This window comes from Aliidiomarina sedimenti, from assembly GCF_003986955.1.
In the GTDB taxonomy this organism is placed as follows: domain Bacteria; phylum Pseudomonadota; class Gammaproteobacteria; order Enterobacterales; family Alteromonadaceae; genus Aliidiomarina; species Aliidiomarina sedimenti.
The window spans coordinates 427,202-441,978 of record NZ_PIPN01000002.1 but is presented as its reverse complement, the minus strand read 5'-3'; the positions used below and the strand labels follow the sequence as shown (position 1 = coordinate 441,978).

The 14,777-nt window shown below is 49.2% G+C and carries 16 protein-coding genes; 5 read left to right on the top strand and 11 right to left on the bottom strand.

Annotation, left to right across the window (positions count from 1 at the left end):
* Positions 1–38: 38 nt before the first annotated feature.
* The 11 genes from atpA to CWE12_RS06650 form a co-directional block, all read right to left on the bottom strand.
* On the bottom strand, positions 39–1,580 hold the full coding sequence (atpA, locus tag CWE12_RS06700; protein WP_126788899.1) for a F0F1 ATP synthase subunit alpha: 1,542 nt from the start codon (positions 1,578–1,580) through the stop codon (positions 39–41).
* Between the two features lie 14 nt (positions 1,581–1,594).
* A complete protein-coding gene (gene atpH / locus CWE12_RS06695; RefSeq protein ID WP_126788898.1) occupies positions 1,595–2,128 on the bottom strand; it encodes a F0F1 ATP synthase subunit delta in 534 nt (177 codons plus the stop codon).
* A gap of 17 nt (positions 2,129–2,145) precedes the next feature.
* The gene (gene atpF / locus CWE12_RS06690) at positions 2,146–2,616 is read right to left on the bottom strand and encodes a F0F1 ATP synthase subunit B (RefSeq protein ID WP_126788897.1); all 471 of its coding nucleotides are present in this window, start codon (positions 2,614–2,616) and stop codon (positions 2,146–2,148) included.
* Positions 2,617–2,649: 33 nt separating this feature from the next.
* Entirely contained in the window at positions 2,650–2,889 is a 240-nt protein-coding gene (atpE, locus tag CWE12_RS06685; RefSeq protein ID WP_111569431.1) for a F0F1 ATP synthase subunit C, read from the bottom strand.
* A 57-nt stretch (positions 2,890–2,946) separates the two neighbouring features.
* Positions 2,947–3,792, bottom strand: a complete 846-nt coding sequence (gene atpB / locus CWE12_RS06680; protein WP_126788896.1) for a F0F1 ATP synthase subunit A — start codon at positions 3,790–3,792, stop codon at positions 2,947–2,949.
* Between the two features lie 14 nt (positions 3,793–3,806).
* Positions 3,807–4,205 carry an ATP synthase subunit I gene (locus CWE12_RS06675; protein WP_126788895.1) on the bottom strand — a complete coding sequence of 133 codons (399 nt, stop codon included), beginning with the start codon at positions 4,203–4,205 and terminating at the stop codon, positions 3,807–3,809.
* A gap of 174 nt (positions 4,206–4,379) precedes the next feature.
* Positions 4,380–5,270: a ParB/RepB/Spo0J family partition protein gene (locus CWE12_RS06670; RefSeq protein ID WP_126788894.1), complete on the bottom strand. Its 891-nt coding sequence runs from the start codon at positions 5,268–5,270 to the stop codon at positions 4,380–4,382.
* 20 nt (positions 5,271–5,290) lie between these two features.
* On the bottom strand, positions 5,291–6,082 hold the full coding sequence (locus CWE12_RS06665) for a ParA family protein (protein ID WP_126788893.1): 792 nt from the start codon (positions 6,080–6,082) through the stop codon (positions 5,291–5,293).
* 81 nt (positions 6,083–6,163) lie between these two features.
* On the bottom strand, positions 6,164–6,802 hold the full coding sequence (gene rsmG / locus CWE12_RS06660; protein ID WP_126788892.1) for a 16S rRNA (guanine(527)-N(7))-methyltransferase RsmG: 639 nt from the start codon (positions 6,800–6,802) through the stop codon (positions 6,164–6,166).
* A gap of 27 nt (positions 6,803–6,829) precedes the next feature.
* On the bottom strand, positions 6,830–8,725 hold the full coding sequence (mnmG, locus tag CWE12_RS06655; RefSeq protein ID WP_126788891.1) for a tRNA uridine-5-carboxymethylaminomethyl(34) synthesis enzyme MnmG: 1,896 nt from the start codon (positions 8,723–8,725) through the stop codon (positions 6,830–6,832).
* Positions 8,726–9,266: 541 nt separating this feature from the next.
* Complete coding sequence (locus tag CWE12_RS06650) at positions 9,267–9,713, bottom strand: flavodoxin domain-containing protein (RefSeq protein WP_126788890.1); 447 nt, start codon at positions 9,711–9,713, stop codon at positions 9,267–9,269.
* Between the two features lie 330 nt (positions 9,714–10,043).
* On the opposite strand from CWE12_RS06650, the gene CWE12_RS06645 reads away from it, so the two are divergent.
* From CWE12_RS06645 to CWE12_RS06625, 5 genes are all read left to right on the top strand, one after another.
* Positions 10,044–11,525 (top strand): SulP family inorganic anion transporter, encoded by a 1,482-nt coding sequence (locus CWE12_RS06645; protein WP_126788889.1) that lies wholly within the window; start codon positions 10,044–10,046, stop codon positions 11,523–11,525.
* Positions 11,526–11,551: 26 nt separating this feature from the next.
* Entirely contained in the window at positions 11,552–12,412 is an 861-nt protein-coding gene (locus CWE12_RS06640; protein ID WP_126788888.1) for a universal stress protein, read from the top strand.
* Positions 12,413–12,502: 90 nt separating this feature from the next.
* Complete coding sequence (locus CWE12_RS06635) at positions 12,503–13,336, top strand: patatin-like phospholipase family protein (protein ID WP_126788887.1); 834 nt, start codon at positions 12,503–12,505, stop codon at positions 13,334–13,336.
* An 81-nt stretch (positions 13,337–13,417) separates the two neighbouring features.
* Positions 13,418–14,284: a patatin-like phospholipase family protein gene (locus tag CWE12_RS06630; protein WP_241984153.1), complete on the top strand. Its 867-nt coding sequence runs from the start codon at positions 13,418–13,420 to the stop codon at positions 14,282–14,284.
* Between the two features lie 34 nt (positions 14,285–14,318).
* Positions 14,319–14,768 carry a hypothetical protein gene (locus CWE12_RS06625; RefSeq protein WP_126788886.1) on the top strand — a complete coding sequence of 150 codons (450 nt, stop codon included), beginning with the start codon at positions 14,319–14,321 and terminating at the stop codon, positions 14,766–14,768.
* Positions 14,769–14,777: the final 9 nt, after the last annotated feature.

Here is a 14,777-nt window from a genome sequence, read left to right as displayed (position 1 = left end):
GACTTTAGCCGCTACGCGTAAACGCAGCGGCTGCTCAATTACCACGTTTGCGTAGCTTTGAACTTCTCGATAGCAGCACCAAGCTGTTTATCGATATCGTCGTTGTAATTGCCAGTTGAATTAATAGTAGCCATGAGCTCAGCGTGCTCGCTTTTCATGTAGTCGATCAGAGCGGCTTCGAACGGCAAAATTTTGCTGATTTCGATACCTTTCAGATGACCTTTCTCAGCAGCGTAAATCGATACTGCCATGTCAGCGACACTCATTGGCTTATACTGGTTCTGCTTCATCAGCTCAGTGACGCGCTGGCCGTGTTCTAACTGAGCACGGGTCGCAGAATCAAGGTCAGAGGCGAACTGGGCAAATGCTGCCAGCTCACGATACTGTGCTAAGGCAAGACGGATACCGCCACCCAGCTTCTTGATGATTTTAGTCTGAGCTGCACCACCGATACGTGAAACCGACACACCAGCGTTCACCGCAGGACGAATACCCGCGTTGAATAAATCAGACTCTAAGAAGATCTGACCGTCGGTGATTGAAATCACGTTGGTTGGTACGAATGCTGATACGTCACCGGCCTGGGTTTCAATGATAGGCAGGGCGGTCAGTGAACCGGTTTTACCTTTTACAGCACCATCCGTTAAGCGCTCAACTTCTGCTTCGTTAATACGAGCAGCGCGCTCCAGCAGACGGCTGTGTAGGTAGAATACGTCACCTGGGAATGCTTCACGTCCTGGTGGACGGCGTAGCAACAGTGAGATCTGACGATACGCAACGGCCTGCTTTGACAGGTCATCGTAAATAATCAGTGCATCTTCACCGCGGTCACGGAAGAATTCACCCATGGTACAACCAGCGTATGGCGCGAGGTACTGCAGTGCAGCAGACTCAGAGGCAGACGCAGCAACGATAATCGTGTGCTCTAACGCATCGTGCTCTTCCAGCTTACGTACTACGTTGGCGATGGTCGAAGACTTCTGACCGATAGCCACGTAGACACATTTAACGCCGGTGCCTTTCTGGTTGATGATGGCATCGATACCAATCGCGGTTTTACCGGTTTGACGGTCACCGATGATCAGCTCACGCTGGCCACGGCCGATTGGAATCATCGCATCAATAGATTTGTAACCAGTCTGGATTGGCTGATCAACGGCCTGACGTTCGATAACGCCCGGCGCGATTTTCTCAACCGGTTCGAAACCAGCCGCGTCAATAGCACCTTTACCGTCGATTGGCGCGCCCAGGGTGTTTACCACACGACCCAGTAACGCTTCGCCCACTGGAACTTCCAGTACGCGGCCAGTTGACTTAACTTTGGTTCCTTCCTGCAAATCTGCATAAGGACCCATAACGACCGCACCTACAGAGTCGCGCTCCAGGTTCAGTGCGATAGCGTAACGATTTCCAGGAAGCTCGACCATCTCACCTTGCATACAATCTGCAAGGCCGTTGATACGAATGATACCGTCGGTATTCGCGATGATGGTACCTTCGTTACGAGCTTCACTGACGACTTCAAACTGATCAATTCGTTTTTTAATCAGTTCTGCAATTTCATTTGAATTCAGTTGCATGCTCTCGTCCCCGATTATGATTGCAGTGAGTGCGCCAGCTTCGAAAGCTGGCTCTTCAGGGTCCCGTCAATGACGGTGTCGCCGGCCTGTATATAAAGGCCACCCATAAGGTCAGGATTTACACTGCAATTGAGCTTAACTTTGCGTGCGAGACGTTTTTCTAACGCAGTACTTAACTTGGCTTGTTGCTCAGTACTGAGCTCACTGGCCGAAGTGACATCGACACTGACTTCATTATCATGGTCAGCGCGCAATTCAGAGAATTTCTCTAAAATTGCTGGCAATGCATTTAAGCGTTGGTTAGCAGCCAGAACTTTAATAAAGTTCTGGCCTTTCTCGTTGAGCTGTTCGCCGCACACACTCAAAAATAGCTGAGTGGCTTTATCCCGGCTAACGGCACCTTTCAGGAACGTCTGCATGGTTGCATCGTCCGCTACCTGCGCGGCAAACGCCAACATGTCCTGCCATTCCTGTAACGCGCCCTGCTCAACAGCAAAATCAAAAGCTGCTTTCGCATAGGGGCGAGCCACCGTAGTCAAATCTGACATTTGCTCAACCCCCGTGATTACAGTTCAGCGACCAGTTTATCAACTATGTCACTTTGTTTAGCCGCATCTACTTCGCGCTGAATAATTTTCTCAGCGCCGGCAATTGCCAGTATAGCGACCTGCTTACGTAGTTCTTCGCGAGCACGGTTACGTTCCGCTTCGATCTCGGCATGACCAGAGGCAATGATTTTCTCACGCTCTTCCTGGCCACGCTGAGTTTCGTCATCAACCAGTTTAGTTGCACGCTTACGCGCCTGTTCGATGATTTCAGCGGCATCAGCTTTAGCTTTATTAAGCTCCGCTGCAACCTGCTCGTGTGCTTTTTCAAGGTCTTTCTCGGCACGCTCGGAAGCCGCAAGACCGTCAGCGATTCTCTTCTGACGCTCTTCAATGGCATTGTTCAGTGGTGGCCACACAAATTTCATGGTGAACCACACGAACACGACCATTGCTATCGATTGACCTATCAGAGTTGCGTTGATATCCACAACGAGCCTCCTATTGGTTGGTTACAGGGACTCTTACGCAAACGGGTTAGCGAATAATAGTAACAGCGCGATACCAACACCGATCATAGCGATTGCGTCAATAAGACCCGCAAGGATGAACATTTTAGTTTGCAACTGAGCAGCCATTTCTGGTTGGCGTGCAGTCGCTTCTAAGAACTTACCACCCATCAGTGCGAATGCTAACGCAGTTGATAGTGCAGCGGTTGCCAGGATGATAGCTACAGCGAACAAAGTTGCAGTTTCAATACCCATTGGTTTCTCCAGTTTTCTCTAAAGTTAAGGTTAAAAGTAAAAGTAAAAAAATCGTGCTTAGTGGTCTTCAGCTGCCATGCTCAGATACACGATGGTTAACATCATGAAAATGAACGCTTGCAACAAAATAACCATGATATGGAAGACCGCCCAGGCGAAGTGCAGCGGTAACTGCCCCAGACCGACCAACGCAATCAGAATAAAGATGACTTCACCTGCATACAGGTTTCCGAACAAACGCAGACCCAGTGAAACCGGCTTCGAAATCAGCTGCACCAGTTCGAGAACCAGGTTAAATGGAATCAGCGACCAGTGATTGAAAGGGGTCAGGCTCAGTTCTTTAGCGAACCCGCCAACGCCTTTGTAGCGAATTGAGTAACCGAGGATCAGCACAAACACGCCCAGCGCCAGACCCATTGCAATATTGATGTCGGTGGTCGGTGCTACTTTCAGATAGCTCCATGGGTGCGACATGATTTGCTCAAGGTATGAATAGTTCTGCGCGTACTCTGGTAACGCGCTGCTATTGAACAGCAAACCAAAGAAACCGGCAATCGTAGGGAACCAGTCAACCGGTACCAGCTTCATCAGGTTCATGAGGAAGATCCACATGAAAATAGTCAGCGCTACCGGGGCAATCAGGCGATCTTTACTATGAAAGGTTTCACGCACTGAGCCACTAACGAACTCTACAATCATCTCAACGAAGCACTGGAACTTACCCGGTACACCCGTTGTTGCTTTACGTCCCACCAGAGCAAAGCTGATGACAAATAATGAACCAAGAATAATCGACCAGCCTAACGCACCGAGGTTAATGGCCCAGAAGCCTTCACCTACAGTCATGTCGTTTAAGTGGTGGTTGATGTATCCCTGGACTGTAATGTTTCCATTTGCAGCCATGTTAACAACCTAAGTTAGTTAGTTTTTAAAAGTAAAATCGGGGCCAGCAAATGCAGCAGGTGGAGGAGGGCAAATACCACGAACAAAGGTAACAGAGGTTCGCTTAAGAGATTCAACGCCACTACTAACAACACCACGCTGAGCATCAGTTTCAATGCTTCACCGGCCATAAAACTGTTTACGACACTATGTGCCGATCGCGCGCCGCTAAACTGAAAAGCAAGCACGGCAAAAATACTGTTGGGGACCAGGCCAATGACTGCACCGGTCGCTGCACTTAACGCGGCTGCTGCGCCGGAAAATGCCCAAAATAGACAAACTAAAATCGCAGATACCGCAAACTGCAAGGTCAATAAACGTCGCGCGACGCGGCGGCCCGATGTATTCATTATTCGATGGGCTGACCGTGACATGACCGATATCCTGCTTTTAAGCGTGCTGCCTGAAATAAATACAGCACAAAAACTCGGCCGATTATAAAGTTTCAGCAGAAAATTGCAACTTTATTGCTAACCTATACGGCCCGCCAGCCGTTGAAATTAAAGGCAACCAACAAGGGAATAACAATAAAAAGACTAAGGGTAACCTTACTTTATGTGGGCCAAAATCCCGTCCAGCTCATCCAGGGTTGAGTAGTTGATTACCAGCTTACCTTTTCCTTTGCGATTATGGCTAATCGCAACGCTGGCTCCAAGCCGTTCACTTAAACTCTCTTCCAACTGCTGTACATTGGGATCTGTAGGTTCTGGTTCTTTCTTTTCGGTCGGGTTCAAGGCTTTGTTAATCAGCTTTTCTGCTTCACGCACAGTTAACGCCTTGGCCACAATGAGTTTGGCCAGTTCACTTTGCAGGTCGCCTTCTACCGCAAGCAAGACTTTGGCATGGCCAAGTTCAATGTCGCCGCGTTCGAGTAACGTTTTGACGTCCGTGTTGAGGTTATTCAGACGCAGTAAATTGGTTACTGTGGTACGCGATTTACCAACCGCATCGGCCACGCCCTGGTGAGTCATATTAAACTCATCCTGCAAACGTGCCAGCGCTGTGGCTTCTTCCATCGCATTGAGATCTTCACGTTGAATATTCTCAATCAGGGCAATGGCAACAGTGGCTTCGTCACTGACGTCTTTAATCAGACATGGAATGGTATCCAGCCCTGCTATTTGGGCGGCGCGCCAGCGCCGTTCACCGGCAATAATTTCAAAGCTTTTATCACCTAACTGGCGAACCACAACCGGCTGAATGATGCCCTGGGCACGAACGGAGTTGGCTAATTCTTCAAGGGCTTCCGGTGCCATGTCTTTGCGTGGTTGAAAACGACCAGGCTGGAGAAACTCCACCGGTAACTTTTGCAATTCGCCTTTGTCTGCCGCTATATCTTCGATAGCCGGACGCTGACTTTCATGCCGCGCTGCTGCATTTGCACTGTTGGTTAACAGAGCGTCCAGACCACGCCCTAAGCCTCGTTTTTTCGCTGACATGAATGTTGACCTTCGCTAAATTAGGATGTTTGCGCCGCTTGATTTTCCTGCTCAGCACGGCGAATTACTTCGCCTGCTAATGCCAGATAGGCTTTTGAGCCAGTTGATGACTTATCATAGTACATAACCGGTGCACCAAAACTTGGTGCTTCAGCCAGGCGCACATTGCGCGGAATGACTGTCCGGTACACTTTGCTGCCAAAATGATTTTTTAATTGTTCGGAAACATCATTGGCCAGGCGGTTGCGCGGGTCGTACATGGTACGCAGAATCCCTTCAATGACAAGGTTTGGGTTGACCACCGACGCCAGTTGTTCAATGGTGTCCATGAGCGCGGTTAAGCCTTCAAGGGCGTAGTACTCACACTGCATGGGAACCAGAATAGCGTCTGCCGCGGCCATTGCATTGACCGTTAATAAATTCAGCGATGGCGGACAGTCGATAAAGATAAAGTCGTACTTATCACGCACAGGCTCGAGGGCTCGGCGTAACTTGGTTTCGCGAGCAAACACTTCCATCAGCTTAATTTCAGCTGCGGTTACGTCCGCATTGGCGCCAATGATATCAAACTTGACGTCTTCACTATGCACGGCAACGTCCTGCACCGGCTTGTCATCCACCAGAATATGGTAGGCGGTGTACTCAAGATCATATTTGTCGATACCGCTTCCCATGGTGGCGTTGCCTTGCGGATCGAGATCAATCAGCAACACTTTACGCCGGGTTGCAGCCATCGACGCTGCCAGATTCACTGCTGTCGTTGTCTTGCCAACGCCGCCTTTTTGATTCGCTATTGCGATAACTCTGCCCAAAGCTGCCTCTTACTTGTTATAGATAGACGGATGGTTACACAGGATGTCCACAATCGTAACCAAGCAATGGCTCAACCTGGTTTACTGGTGTTGCCGTATCACCACCAGATGACGCTCTGCTTCAAGCTCGGGGACATTCAGCCGTACCTTGGATTCGACGGTAAATTCTGCAGGAACAGCGGTAAGCTCATCTTCGTCCAATTGGCCCTTCAGCGCAATAAAGCTTCCCTCCGCAGAAGGTAGATGATGACACCAGCTAAGCATATCTGCAAGTGACGCGAATGCCCGACTTATAACCGAACTAAACCCTTGATCAGGTTCATAATTTTCAACCCGACTATGGACTGCAGTGACATTTTTCAGGCCGAGCTGATGAACCACCTGACGAATAAAATTAATCCGCTTTCCTAAGCTATCTACTAAAACAAATTCTTTATCCGGATTGAGAATCGCCAGGGGTAAGCCTGGCAGACCCGGACCAGTGCCTACATCCACGATCCGTTCGCCCTGCAGGTAAGGGGAAACCACGACGCTGTCCATAATATGGCGGATCAACATGGCCTGGGGATCGCGTACCGAGGTTAAATTATAAGCCTGATTCCATTTATTTAGCAGTAAAACCAACTGGACTAACTGGTTTTGTTGCGCTTCGCTGACTGCCAATGAGGTCTTCGCAAGTAGTTGCTGAAGCTTCTGCGCAAGCTGAGCTGCGTCGGACATTTTCTGTTTCATCCTCGGTATGTGAACTTAGGCGCTTTTTCGCAGCAAGCCTTGTTTCTTCAAATGCACCAGCAGCATCGAAATAGCCGCCGGAGTGATTCCGGAAATACGCGCTGCCTGGCCAACGGTCTGTGGTTTGTGCTCAGCAAGTTTCGCCACCACTTCATTGGATAAACCAGAAATCGATGAGTAATCAAATTCAGTCGGTAATTTGGTGTGTTCATGGCGTAACGCTTTAGCAATTTCGTCTTGCTGACGGGTAATGTAGCCAGCATATTTAGTCTGAATTTCAATTTGTTCAGAAGCCTGAGTATCATCCAGCGCAGGCCCTAAACTTTCAATTGAGGTCAGCTGTTGGTAGGTCACTTCAGGCCGGCGTAACAGCTCTTCGAGGTTGACCTCTTTGCTGATCGGGCTTTTTAGCATCGGGTTGAGTGCTGGTACAGCAGGATGGTCTTTGTGCACCCATGTGCCACGAAAACGTTGCAATTCAGTCTCAATGGTTTCCATTTTGCTGTTAAACCGTGCCCAGCGAGCATCGTCAACCAGACCCAGTTCGCGTGCTTTTGCAGTCAAACGACGATCCGCATTGTCTTCCCGCAGCAGCAAACGATATTCAGCACGGGAGGTGAACATACGATAAGGTTCTTTGGTCCCTAAGGTCGCCAGATCATCAATCAGAACACCGATATAGCCTTCATCGCGGCGTGGGGTCCAGGCTTCTTTCTGCTGTACCTGCAAGGCTGCATTCATACCTGCAATAAGCCCCTGAGCACCGGCTTCTTCATAGCCTGTGGTACCGTTAATTTGTCCGGCAAAGAACAGACCATCAATGTATTTTGTTTCCAGCGAGGGTTTTAAATCACGGGGATCGAAAAAGTCATACTCGATGGCATAACCAGGTCGCGTGATATGCGCATTTTCAAAGCCTTTGATTGAATGCACCAAAGCGACCTGCACATCAAATGGCAAACTGGTGGATATACCGTTGGGGTAGACCTCTGTGCAGCTTAACCCTTCTGGCTCGACAAAAATCTGATGGCTGTCTTTATCGGCAAAACGCATCACTTTGTCTTCAATCGATGGGCAGTAACGCGGACCGACCCCTTCTATCACGCCTGAATACATCGGTGAGCGATCCAACCCCTGGCGGATCAGGTCATGGGTATTGGCGTTGGTATGGGTGATATAACAACTAATTTGTTTCGGGTGGTCAGCAGCAGTGCCCATAAACGAGAAAATAGGCGTGGGATTGTCGCCGGGCTGTTCCTGCAGCATTGAAAAATCGATGCTATTGGCGTCAATTCGTGGTGGTGTACCAGTTTTTAAGCGATCAACCCGTAATGGCAATTCGCGCAGACGGTCTGCCAGGGCAATCGACGGAGGATCGCCAGCACGTCCGCCGCGGTAATTGCTTAAACCAATATGAATTTGTCCACCGAGGAAGGTACCTACGGTCAGAACAACGGTTTTAGCTTTAAAGGTCAGGCCCATTTGGGTAATAACCCCGGTAACACGCTGACCCTGGCCAGTACTTTCAACAATCAGATCATCGCAGGCTTGCTGAAAAATTTTCAAGTTGGGCTGATGTTCAAGTGCCTGGCGGATATAGGCTTTGTATAACGCACGGTCTGCCTGGGCTCGGGTTGCCCGAACGGCTGGCCCTTTCGATCCATTCAAGGTTCGAAACTGAATACCTGCATGATCTGCAGCTTTTGCCATGATCCCGCCCATGGCATCGATTTCTTTCACCAAGTGACCTTTGCCAATACCGCCTATGGCTGGATTGCATGACATCTGACCAAGTGTATCGATGTTATGAGTCAGTAACAGGGTTTGCTGGCCCATACGGGCAGCAGCGAGAGCAGCCTCAGTACCGGCGTGGCCTCCACCAATTACAATCACATCAAACTGTTCAGTCATAGGTCAGTCACCATGGTTATTCAGAGCATAGATTGCGGATCCGATCATTAGGATCGCAAGGGCGGGTATTTTACATGAATGGGGGTGATGAAGAAATGACTTATATCGCTTAGTTGCAGGTTTTTACAGAGGCTTTGCGCAAATCTGGTGAGTAGCGACGAAAGCGAATTAAGCCTTGAGAGAAGGATCTAATATAAAGATCTTTTATTTTAGATCTCTTTATTACTTTTACTATTAGCGAGCGTCTTTTCTGTGGGTAAGCAGCTATTCGTGTTGAGGATCAGGATCTTACGCGATCATGATCCTTGTGCATAAACAGCGATCTTATGCTGGGGTAACCAGTGGTATAAAAGAGCCCTTATCCACAATGGGTTTTATCCCCATAGTTGTCCCTGCCTGTGATCACAGCTTTGATCATGATCTATTCACACCTTTTCAATTTTGGGGGTAACTAAGCTTAAAAGCTGTTAGTAAACCATGTCGGTTAAGGTCGAGAGGCTTATCTGTATGCGATCCTTGTTGTGGATAAGCACTGTTTTGATCAACGCTCAAGTTTGCCTGCCCAGCTTTGCAGCCAGTTCATCGCGCTTTGCTCGGGATCGCTGTCACTCATCATATCGATATCGAAACGAGGGCTTATTAGATGCACACCCAGACCGATTACTAAGCGTTCGATGTCTTTACCGGCCTGACAAAAGGTATCGTAGCTTGAGTCACCGACTGACAGTATCGCGCCCTGTACGCCTGTAAGTGAAGGTTGTTGCTGTTGCAGTTGGTCGTTTAGATCGAGCATGCTGTCGGCGACTTCGCCGGCGCCATGGGTGGCGACACAGATCAACCAGAACCCTTCGTTGGTGGGTAAGTCACTTAGTTGCGGGTTGTCGTGGAAGCGCACGCTGTGGCCACGTTGTTTTAGTTCCTCGTGAAGCATGTCTGCGAGAAATTCGGTATTTCCTGAAGTAGTACCGACTAAAATATCAATAACCATGCTGATCTCCCTGTATTGATTGTTTTACGCACAGAATTACAGTAGTATTCGCGCTCCAAATTTTATTCATCCTGTTGTAAACAGGCTGTTAATTCAATAGAAAAGTAGGATTTTCATAGTGCCTATCACGCCGCCCTAGAAAACCGCCCATTTCTGAAGGTTTCCATAATCTTCTGTGATCTTTCCTGTTCCGGAGAGCTCATTCTACCTGCATTTCTCGCAGTATTTTACGTTGTGTGATTTTTCACCATTTTTTAACATTTAATGATTATAGTGGCCCCTGCCATAGCGGGTGCTATATGATTTTTATCGATCTAAGAAGGAAAACCCATGTTAGCCAATCTTCAGAGAACCTGGTTCTCGAACATTCGTGGTGATGTATTAGCTGGACTTGTTGTTGCTCTGGCGCTGATCCCGGAAGCGATTGCGTTCTCAATTATTGCTGGTGTCCACCCTAAAGTTGGATTATATGCCTCCTTCTGTATCTGTGTGATTATGGCATTTGTCGGTGGGCGGCCTGGCCAGATTTCAGCAGCAACAGCGGCTATGGCATTGCTTATGGTATCGCTGGTGGAGAACCACGGGCTTGAGTATTTGCTGGCCGCAACGGTTTTAACAGGTCTTCTGCAAATTGTATTCGGGGTGCTCAAATTAGGCGTGTTAATGCGCTTTGTCTCGCGCTCGGTTGTTACGGGTTTCGTCAATGCACTGGCGATTCTGATTTTTATGGCACAACTTCCAGAGCTTACTAATGTGACCTGGCATGTCTACGCAATGACGGCTGGCGGACTTGCGATTATTTATGGTCTGCCTTATCTCACCAAAGCAATCCCATCACCGCTGGTATGCATTGTGGTGCTGACTGCGCTGGCAATGTATTTGGGCATGGATATTCGCACCGTGGGCGATATGGGAGAATTGCCTGATACACTTCCCGTGTTCCTGATCCCTCAAATTCCGCTTAACTTAGAAACCTTAATGATTATTTTGCCTTACGCACTACCTTTGGCAGTGGTTGGTTTACTTGAGTCGATGATGACGCAGACCATTGTTGATGACCTGACTGACACTAAGAGTGACCGTAATAAAGAGTGTCGTGGTCAGGGTATCGCTAATGTAGGTGCTGGTTTTATGGGCGGTATGGCTGGTTGCGGGATGATTGGTCAGTCTATTATTAATGTGAAGTCGGGTGGCCGTGGACGTTTATCGCAACTGGTGGCAGGTGTCGTGCTAATCCTCCTGGTTGTATTCCTGGCTGACTGGGTGAAGCAAATTCCAATGGCGGCTCTGGTCGCTGTAATGATCATGGTATCGATAGGTACCTTTAGCTGGTCATCGGTGACAGATCTGAAGAAACACCCGATGAGTACCAATATTGTGATGGTTTCCACTGTGGTGGTGGTGGTATGGAGCCATAACCTGGCCTATGGTGTATTTGTTGGGGTGCTACTGGCTGCGATGTTCTTTGCTGCCAAAGTGGGCAACTACATGCACGTGGCGTCTAAATTGTCTGAGGACGGCAGAAGTCGCCGTTATGATGTTGCAGGTCAAGTTTTCTTCAGTTCCGCTGAAAAGTTCACCGATTCTTTTGACTTTAAAGAAGCCCTTGATAAGGTTGAGATTAACTTAGAACGAGCGCATTTCTGGGATATCACCTCAGTTTCAGCGCTTGACCGGGTCATTATTAAATTCCGTCGCGAAGGGACTGATGTTGAAGTGGTCGGAATGAATAAAGCCACCGAAACGGTGGTAGATAAGTTTGGTGTGGCGAATGATCCCGAAGCCACTGCTAAACTAATGGATGGCCACTAAACTTCGATTATAAAAAGGATAACATTATGAGCACTCACACTATTGCTTGTGTTGACGGCAGCTCGCTGAGCCAAACGGTTTGTGATTACGCAGCCTGGTCTGCCCTGCGTTTGGACAATGCATTGGTTTTACTCAATGTATTAGATGATGTACGTACTCCGACTGATATCGATTTTAGTGGCAATATTGGGGTTGATACCCGGCAGAATCTGCTGGTCGAGCTGGCGGAAATTGAAGAAAAGCGCGCTAAACTGGCACGTCGTCAGGGGCTGATGGTACTGGACGCTGCTGAGCGGCACATTAAGGAGTCGTTTACCGACCTGGCTGAAGTGGCGACCCGTCAACGCCATGGCGATCTGGTTGATACCTTGCTTGAGGTGGAAAATGAAACCCGCTTATTGGTGGTCGGCAAGCAGGGTCGCCACGGTGAAGGGGTTGGCCAGCATATCGGCCATCAGGTTGAGCGCGTTATTCGCGCGGTCAGCCGTCCGGTTTGGGTGGTGACGGGTAAGTTTAAAGCGCCTGAGCGTATTTTACTGGCTTATGATGGCAGTGCCACCTCACGCAAGGCGACCGAAATGGTGGCTGACAGCCCACTGTTTAAAGGTATTCCCGTGCATGTGATGATGGTGGGGGTTGAGAACCATGACAATTTGGCAGATTTGAACTGGGCGAAAGAGCGTCTGCAACAGACTGGCTTTACCGTCACTGCGGTCCTTGAGCCGGGCGACGTTGAAAAGACACTGCTTGAGTATGCTGAAGATGAAAAAATGGATGCGATGGTGATGGGGGCGTATGGCCATTCACGAATTCGCGAGTTTTTCGTTGGCAGTCATACCAACCGTTTGTTAACCAGTACTAAGATTCCACTTTTGCTACTGCGTTAGGGCCTGGTTTTACTGAGTGTTAAAGAAACCGCTTGCGACCTGTAAGCGGTTTTTTTTATTTTTTTATGGATTTGGAGTGATAACGGATATATGCAGGCACTGGTAGTCGAAGGTGGCGCGATGCGCGGAATATTTGCAGCGGGGGTTTTAGATTATTTTTTAGAGCAGGATTATAACCCGTTTGATTTCGCTGTCGGCGTATCAGCGGGCGCGACCAATTTGATTGGATACCTGGCTGGTGATCTGGGTAGAAACCATAAAGTCATTACCACGTATGCGATCAGGCCAGAGTTTATTCGTCCGCGGGCGTTGCTGAGTAAAACGGACCATATTTGCAATGTTGCCTGGCTTTGGTTTACTTCATTTGAGGAGGTGCCTTTGTCATTTGACCGCTATCTTGAACGCAGCATTCCGCTGCATGTGGTCAGTACCCAGATTGACAACGGCGAACCTCATTACACGGTGATCAATGAACAGAATTTGCATCAGGCCTTCCCTGCCAGCTGTGCAATTCCGGTTGTCTTTCGTGAGTTTCCGGAGCTGGATGGTAAAGCGATGACCGATGGAGGTGTCAGCGACTCGATTCCGGTTCGTTATGCCTATGAGAAGGGAGCCCGCGATATCACGGTGGTGTTGTCACGGCCGCTGGGCTATCGAATGCGCCAGTCACGCACCCCCTGGCTGGCAAACTGGTTACTACAACAACATCCGGCGCTGTGTGCAGCAGTGCATTCCCGTCATCAACGCTATAACGATGCGCTGGACTTCATAGCGAACCCACCAGCTGATTGTAAGGTTAGAGTGATAGCCCCTGATACTACGTTTAACGTCGGTCGTTTTACCCGCGATACGCGTAAACTAGACAAAGGCTTTAAGCATGGAACCAGTAAAGCACAAGCCTACCTTGCTGAGATCTCGCTATAGTTTATAGTAGGTAGTTAGAGTGGGGGCAGATGGTATGCAGTACTACATTCGAATACAACAAGATGGTTGGCGGTCGACCCTATGCTGATGCCTCATAAGCCAAAAGGTAAACGAGCTTTAGTGGTGGAAGGCGGCGCTATGCGTGGCATTTTTGCGGCTGGGGTACTGGATGCGTTTATTCAGGCTGACTTCTATCCATTTGATTTTGTGATTGGTGTCTCGGCGGGTTCCACCGCTGCGTTAAGCTACCTTTCAGGGGATTTCCAACGAACCTACAAGGTATTCCAAAGCCATGCTACCCGCCCCGAGTTTATTAACTTTCGGCGCGCGTTAACTGGTGGGCACCTGACCGATGTGCGCTGGCTCATTGAAGAATCGGCGAAGGATGAGGTGCTTGATGAGGCGATGTTTTTGCGGCGCGGAATTCCTCTCTATGTGGTGTCGACCCGGATTCGGGACGGCAAACCCTGCTACAGCCAGATAGATCTTGATAACCTGGGTCATGTGTTGCCAGCGACCTGTGCTATTCCCCTTGCCTATCGCGATTATCCCAAAGTGAAAGGGATGGCGATGACCGATGGCGGATTAAGCGATTCGATCCCCGTCGAGACTGCGTACGCCTGGGGTGCCCGCGATATTACCGTGATCCTGTCGCAAAGCCATGGGTACCGCAAACGACCAGCGAACAAAACCTTTATGAACCTGGTTTTGCGCAAACAACCTGCGCTAGCCAGGGCGACCAAAGACCGTTATCAGCATTACAATCGCTCGCTTGATTTTATCGACGAGCCGCCTGCGGATTGCAATATGCGTATGCTCGCTCCTGGACCTGAATTTAAAGTCGGTCGCCTCTCGCGCAATGGTTTACGCTTACGCAAAGGCTATTTGCATGGTAAACATGCTGGAGAAGAGTTTATTGCGCAGGTAAAGAAAGGAGGGGCTGAGTAGTGAATTTAGAGTGCTTATCGGCCAGGGAACAAGGATGATCGAGGGCTTAGTAGCAGCGTTTGACTGGATTCAGCCATATCTCCCCTGGTTAACCTCCATCAGCGTTATACTTGCTGTGGTGTCCTTAGTGGTCCTGCCGGTGCTGATTATTTATATGCCGAAAGACTACTTTCTAGGTGCGCATCGGCGCAGGCGTCGTGGTTTGTCGTCGTACTGGTTCACTACGGCGCGCAATCTGCTGGCACTGGTGCTGATGGTGGCGGGGCTATTGATGCTGGTGTTGCCCGGACAGGGTTTACTGACATTACTGGCCGCGTTGATTATGTCGGACGTGCCGGGCAAATACAGAATGGAGCGATGGGTTGTGCTGCAGCCGGGGGTTCTTAGAACCATTAACTGGGTTCGGCGTAAATACAAGAAAGCGCCAATTCTGGCGCCTCCTACGGGTCACAATCGCAAACGACCACCGCGCATCACGGGATAACCTGTGGTC

Excerpts from the sequence above, each read along its gene's own strand:
- CWE12_RS06670 (WP_126788894.1), bottom strand. The coding sequence starts at position 5,270 with ATGTCAGCGAAAAAACGAGGCTTAGGGCGTGGTCTGGACGCTCTGTTA.
- atpH (WP_126788898.1), bottom strand. The coding sequence starts at position 2,128 with ATGTCAGATTTGACTACGGTGGCTCGCCCCTATGCGAAAGCAGCTTTT.
- CWE12_RS06625 (WP_126788886.1), top strand. The coding sequence starts at position 14,319 with ATGATCGAGGGCTTAGTAGCAGCGTTTGACTGGATTCAGCCATATCTC.
- mnmG (WP_126788891.1), bottom strand. The coding sequence starts at position 8,725 with ATGACTGAACAGTTTGATGTGATTGTAATTGGTGGAGGCCACGCCGGT.
- CWE12_RS06675 (WP_126788895.1), bottom strand. The coding sequence starts at position 4,205 with ATGTCACGGTCAGCCCATCGAATAATGAATACATCGGGCCGCCGCGTC.
- CWE12_RS06640 (WP_126788888.1), top strand. The coding sequence starts at position 11,552 with ATGAGCACTCACACTATTGCTTGTGTTGACGGCAGCTCGCTGAGCCAA.
- atpE (WP_111569431.1), bottom strand. The coding sequence starts at position 2,889 with ATGGGTATTGAAACTGCAACTTTGTTCGCTGTAGCTATCATCCTGGCA.
- CWE12_RS06630 (WP_241984153.1), top strand. The coding sequence starts at position 13,418 with ATGCTGATGCCTCATAAGCCAAAAGGTAAACGAGCTTTAGTGGTGGAA.
- atpB (WP_126788896.1), bottom strand. The coding sequence starts at position 3,792 with ATGGCTGCAAATGGAAACATTACAGTCCAGGGATACATCAACCACCAC.
- CWE12_RS06650 (WP_126788890.1), bottom strand. The coding sequence starts at position 9,713 with ATGGTTATTGATATTTTAGTCGGTACTACTTCAGGAAATACCGAATTT.
- CWE12_RS06645 (WP_126788889.1), top strand. The coding sequence starts at position 10,044 with ATGTTAGCCAATCTTCAGAGAACCTGGTTCTCGAACATTCGTGGTGAT.
- rsmG (WP_126788892.1), bottom strand. The coding sequence starts at position 6,802 with ATGTCCGACGCAGCTCAGCTTGCGCAGAAGCTTCAGCAACTACTTGCG.
- atpA (WP_126788899.1), bottom strand. The coding sequence starts at position 1,580 with ATGCAACTGAATTCAAATGAAATTGCAGAACTGATTAAAAAACGAATT.
- CWE12_RS06635 (WP_126788887.1), top strand. The coding sequence starts at position 12,503 with ATGCAGGCACTGGTAGTCGAAGGTGGCGCGATGCGCGGAATATTTGCA.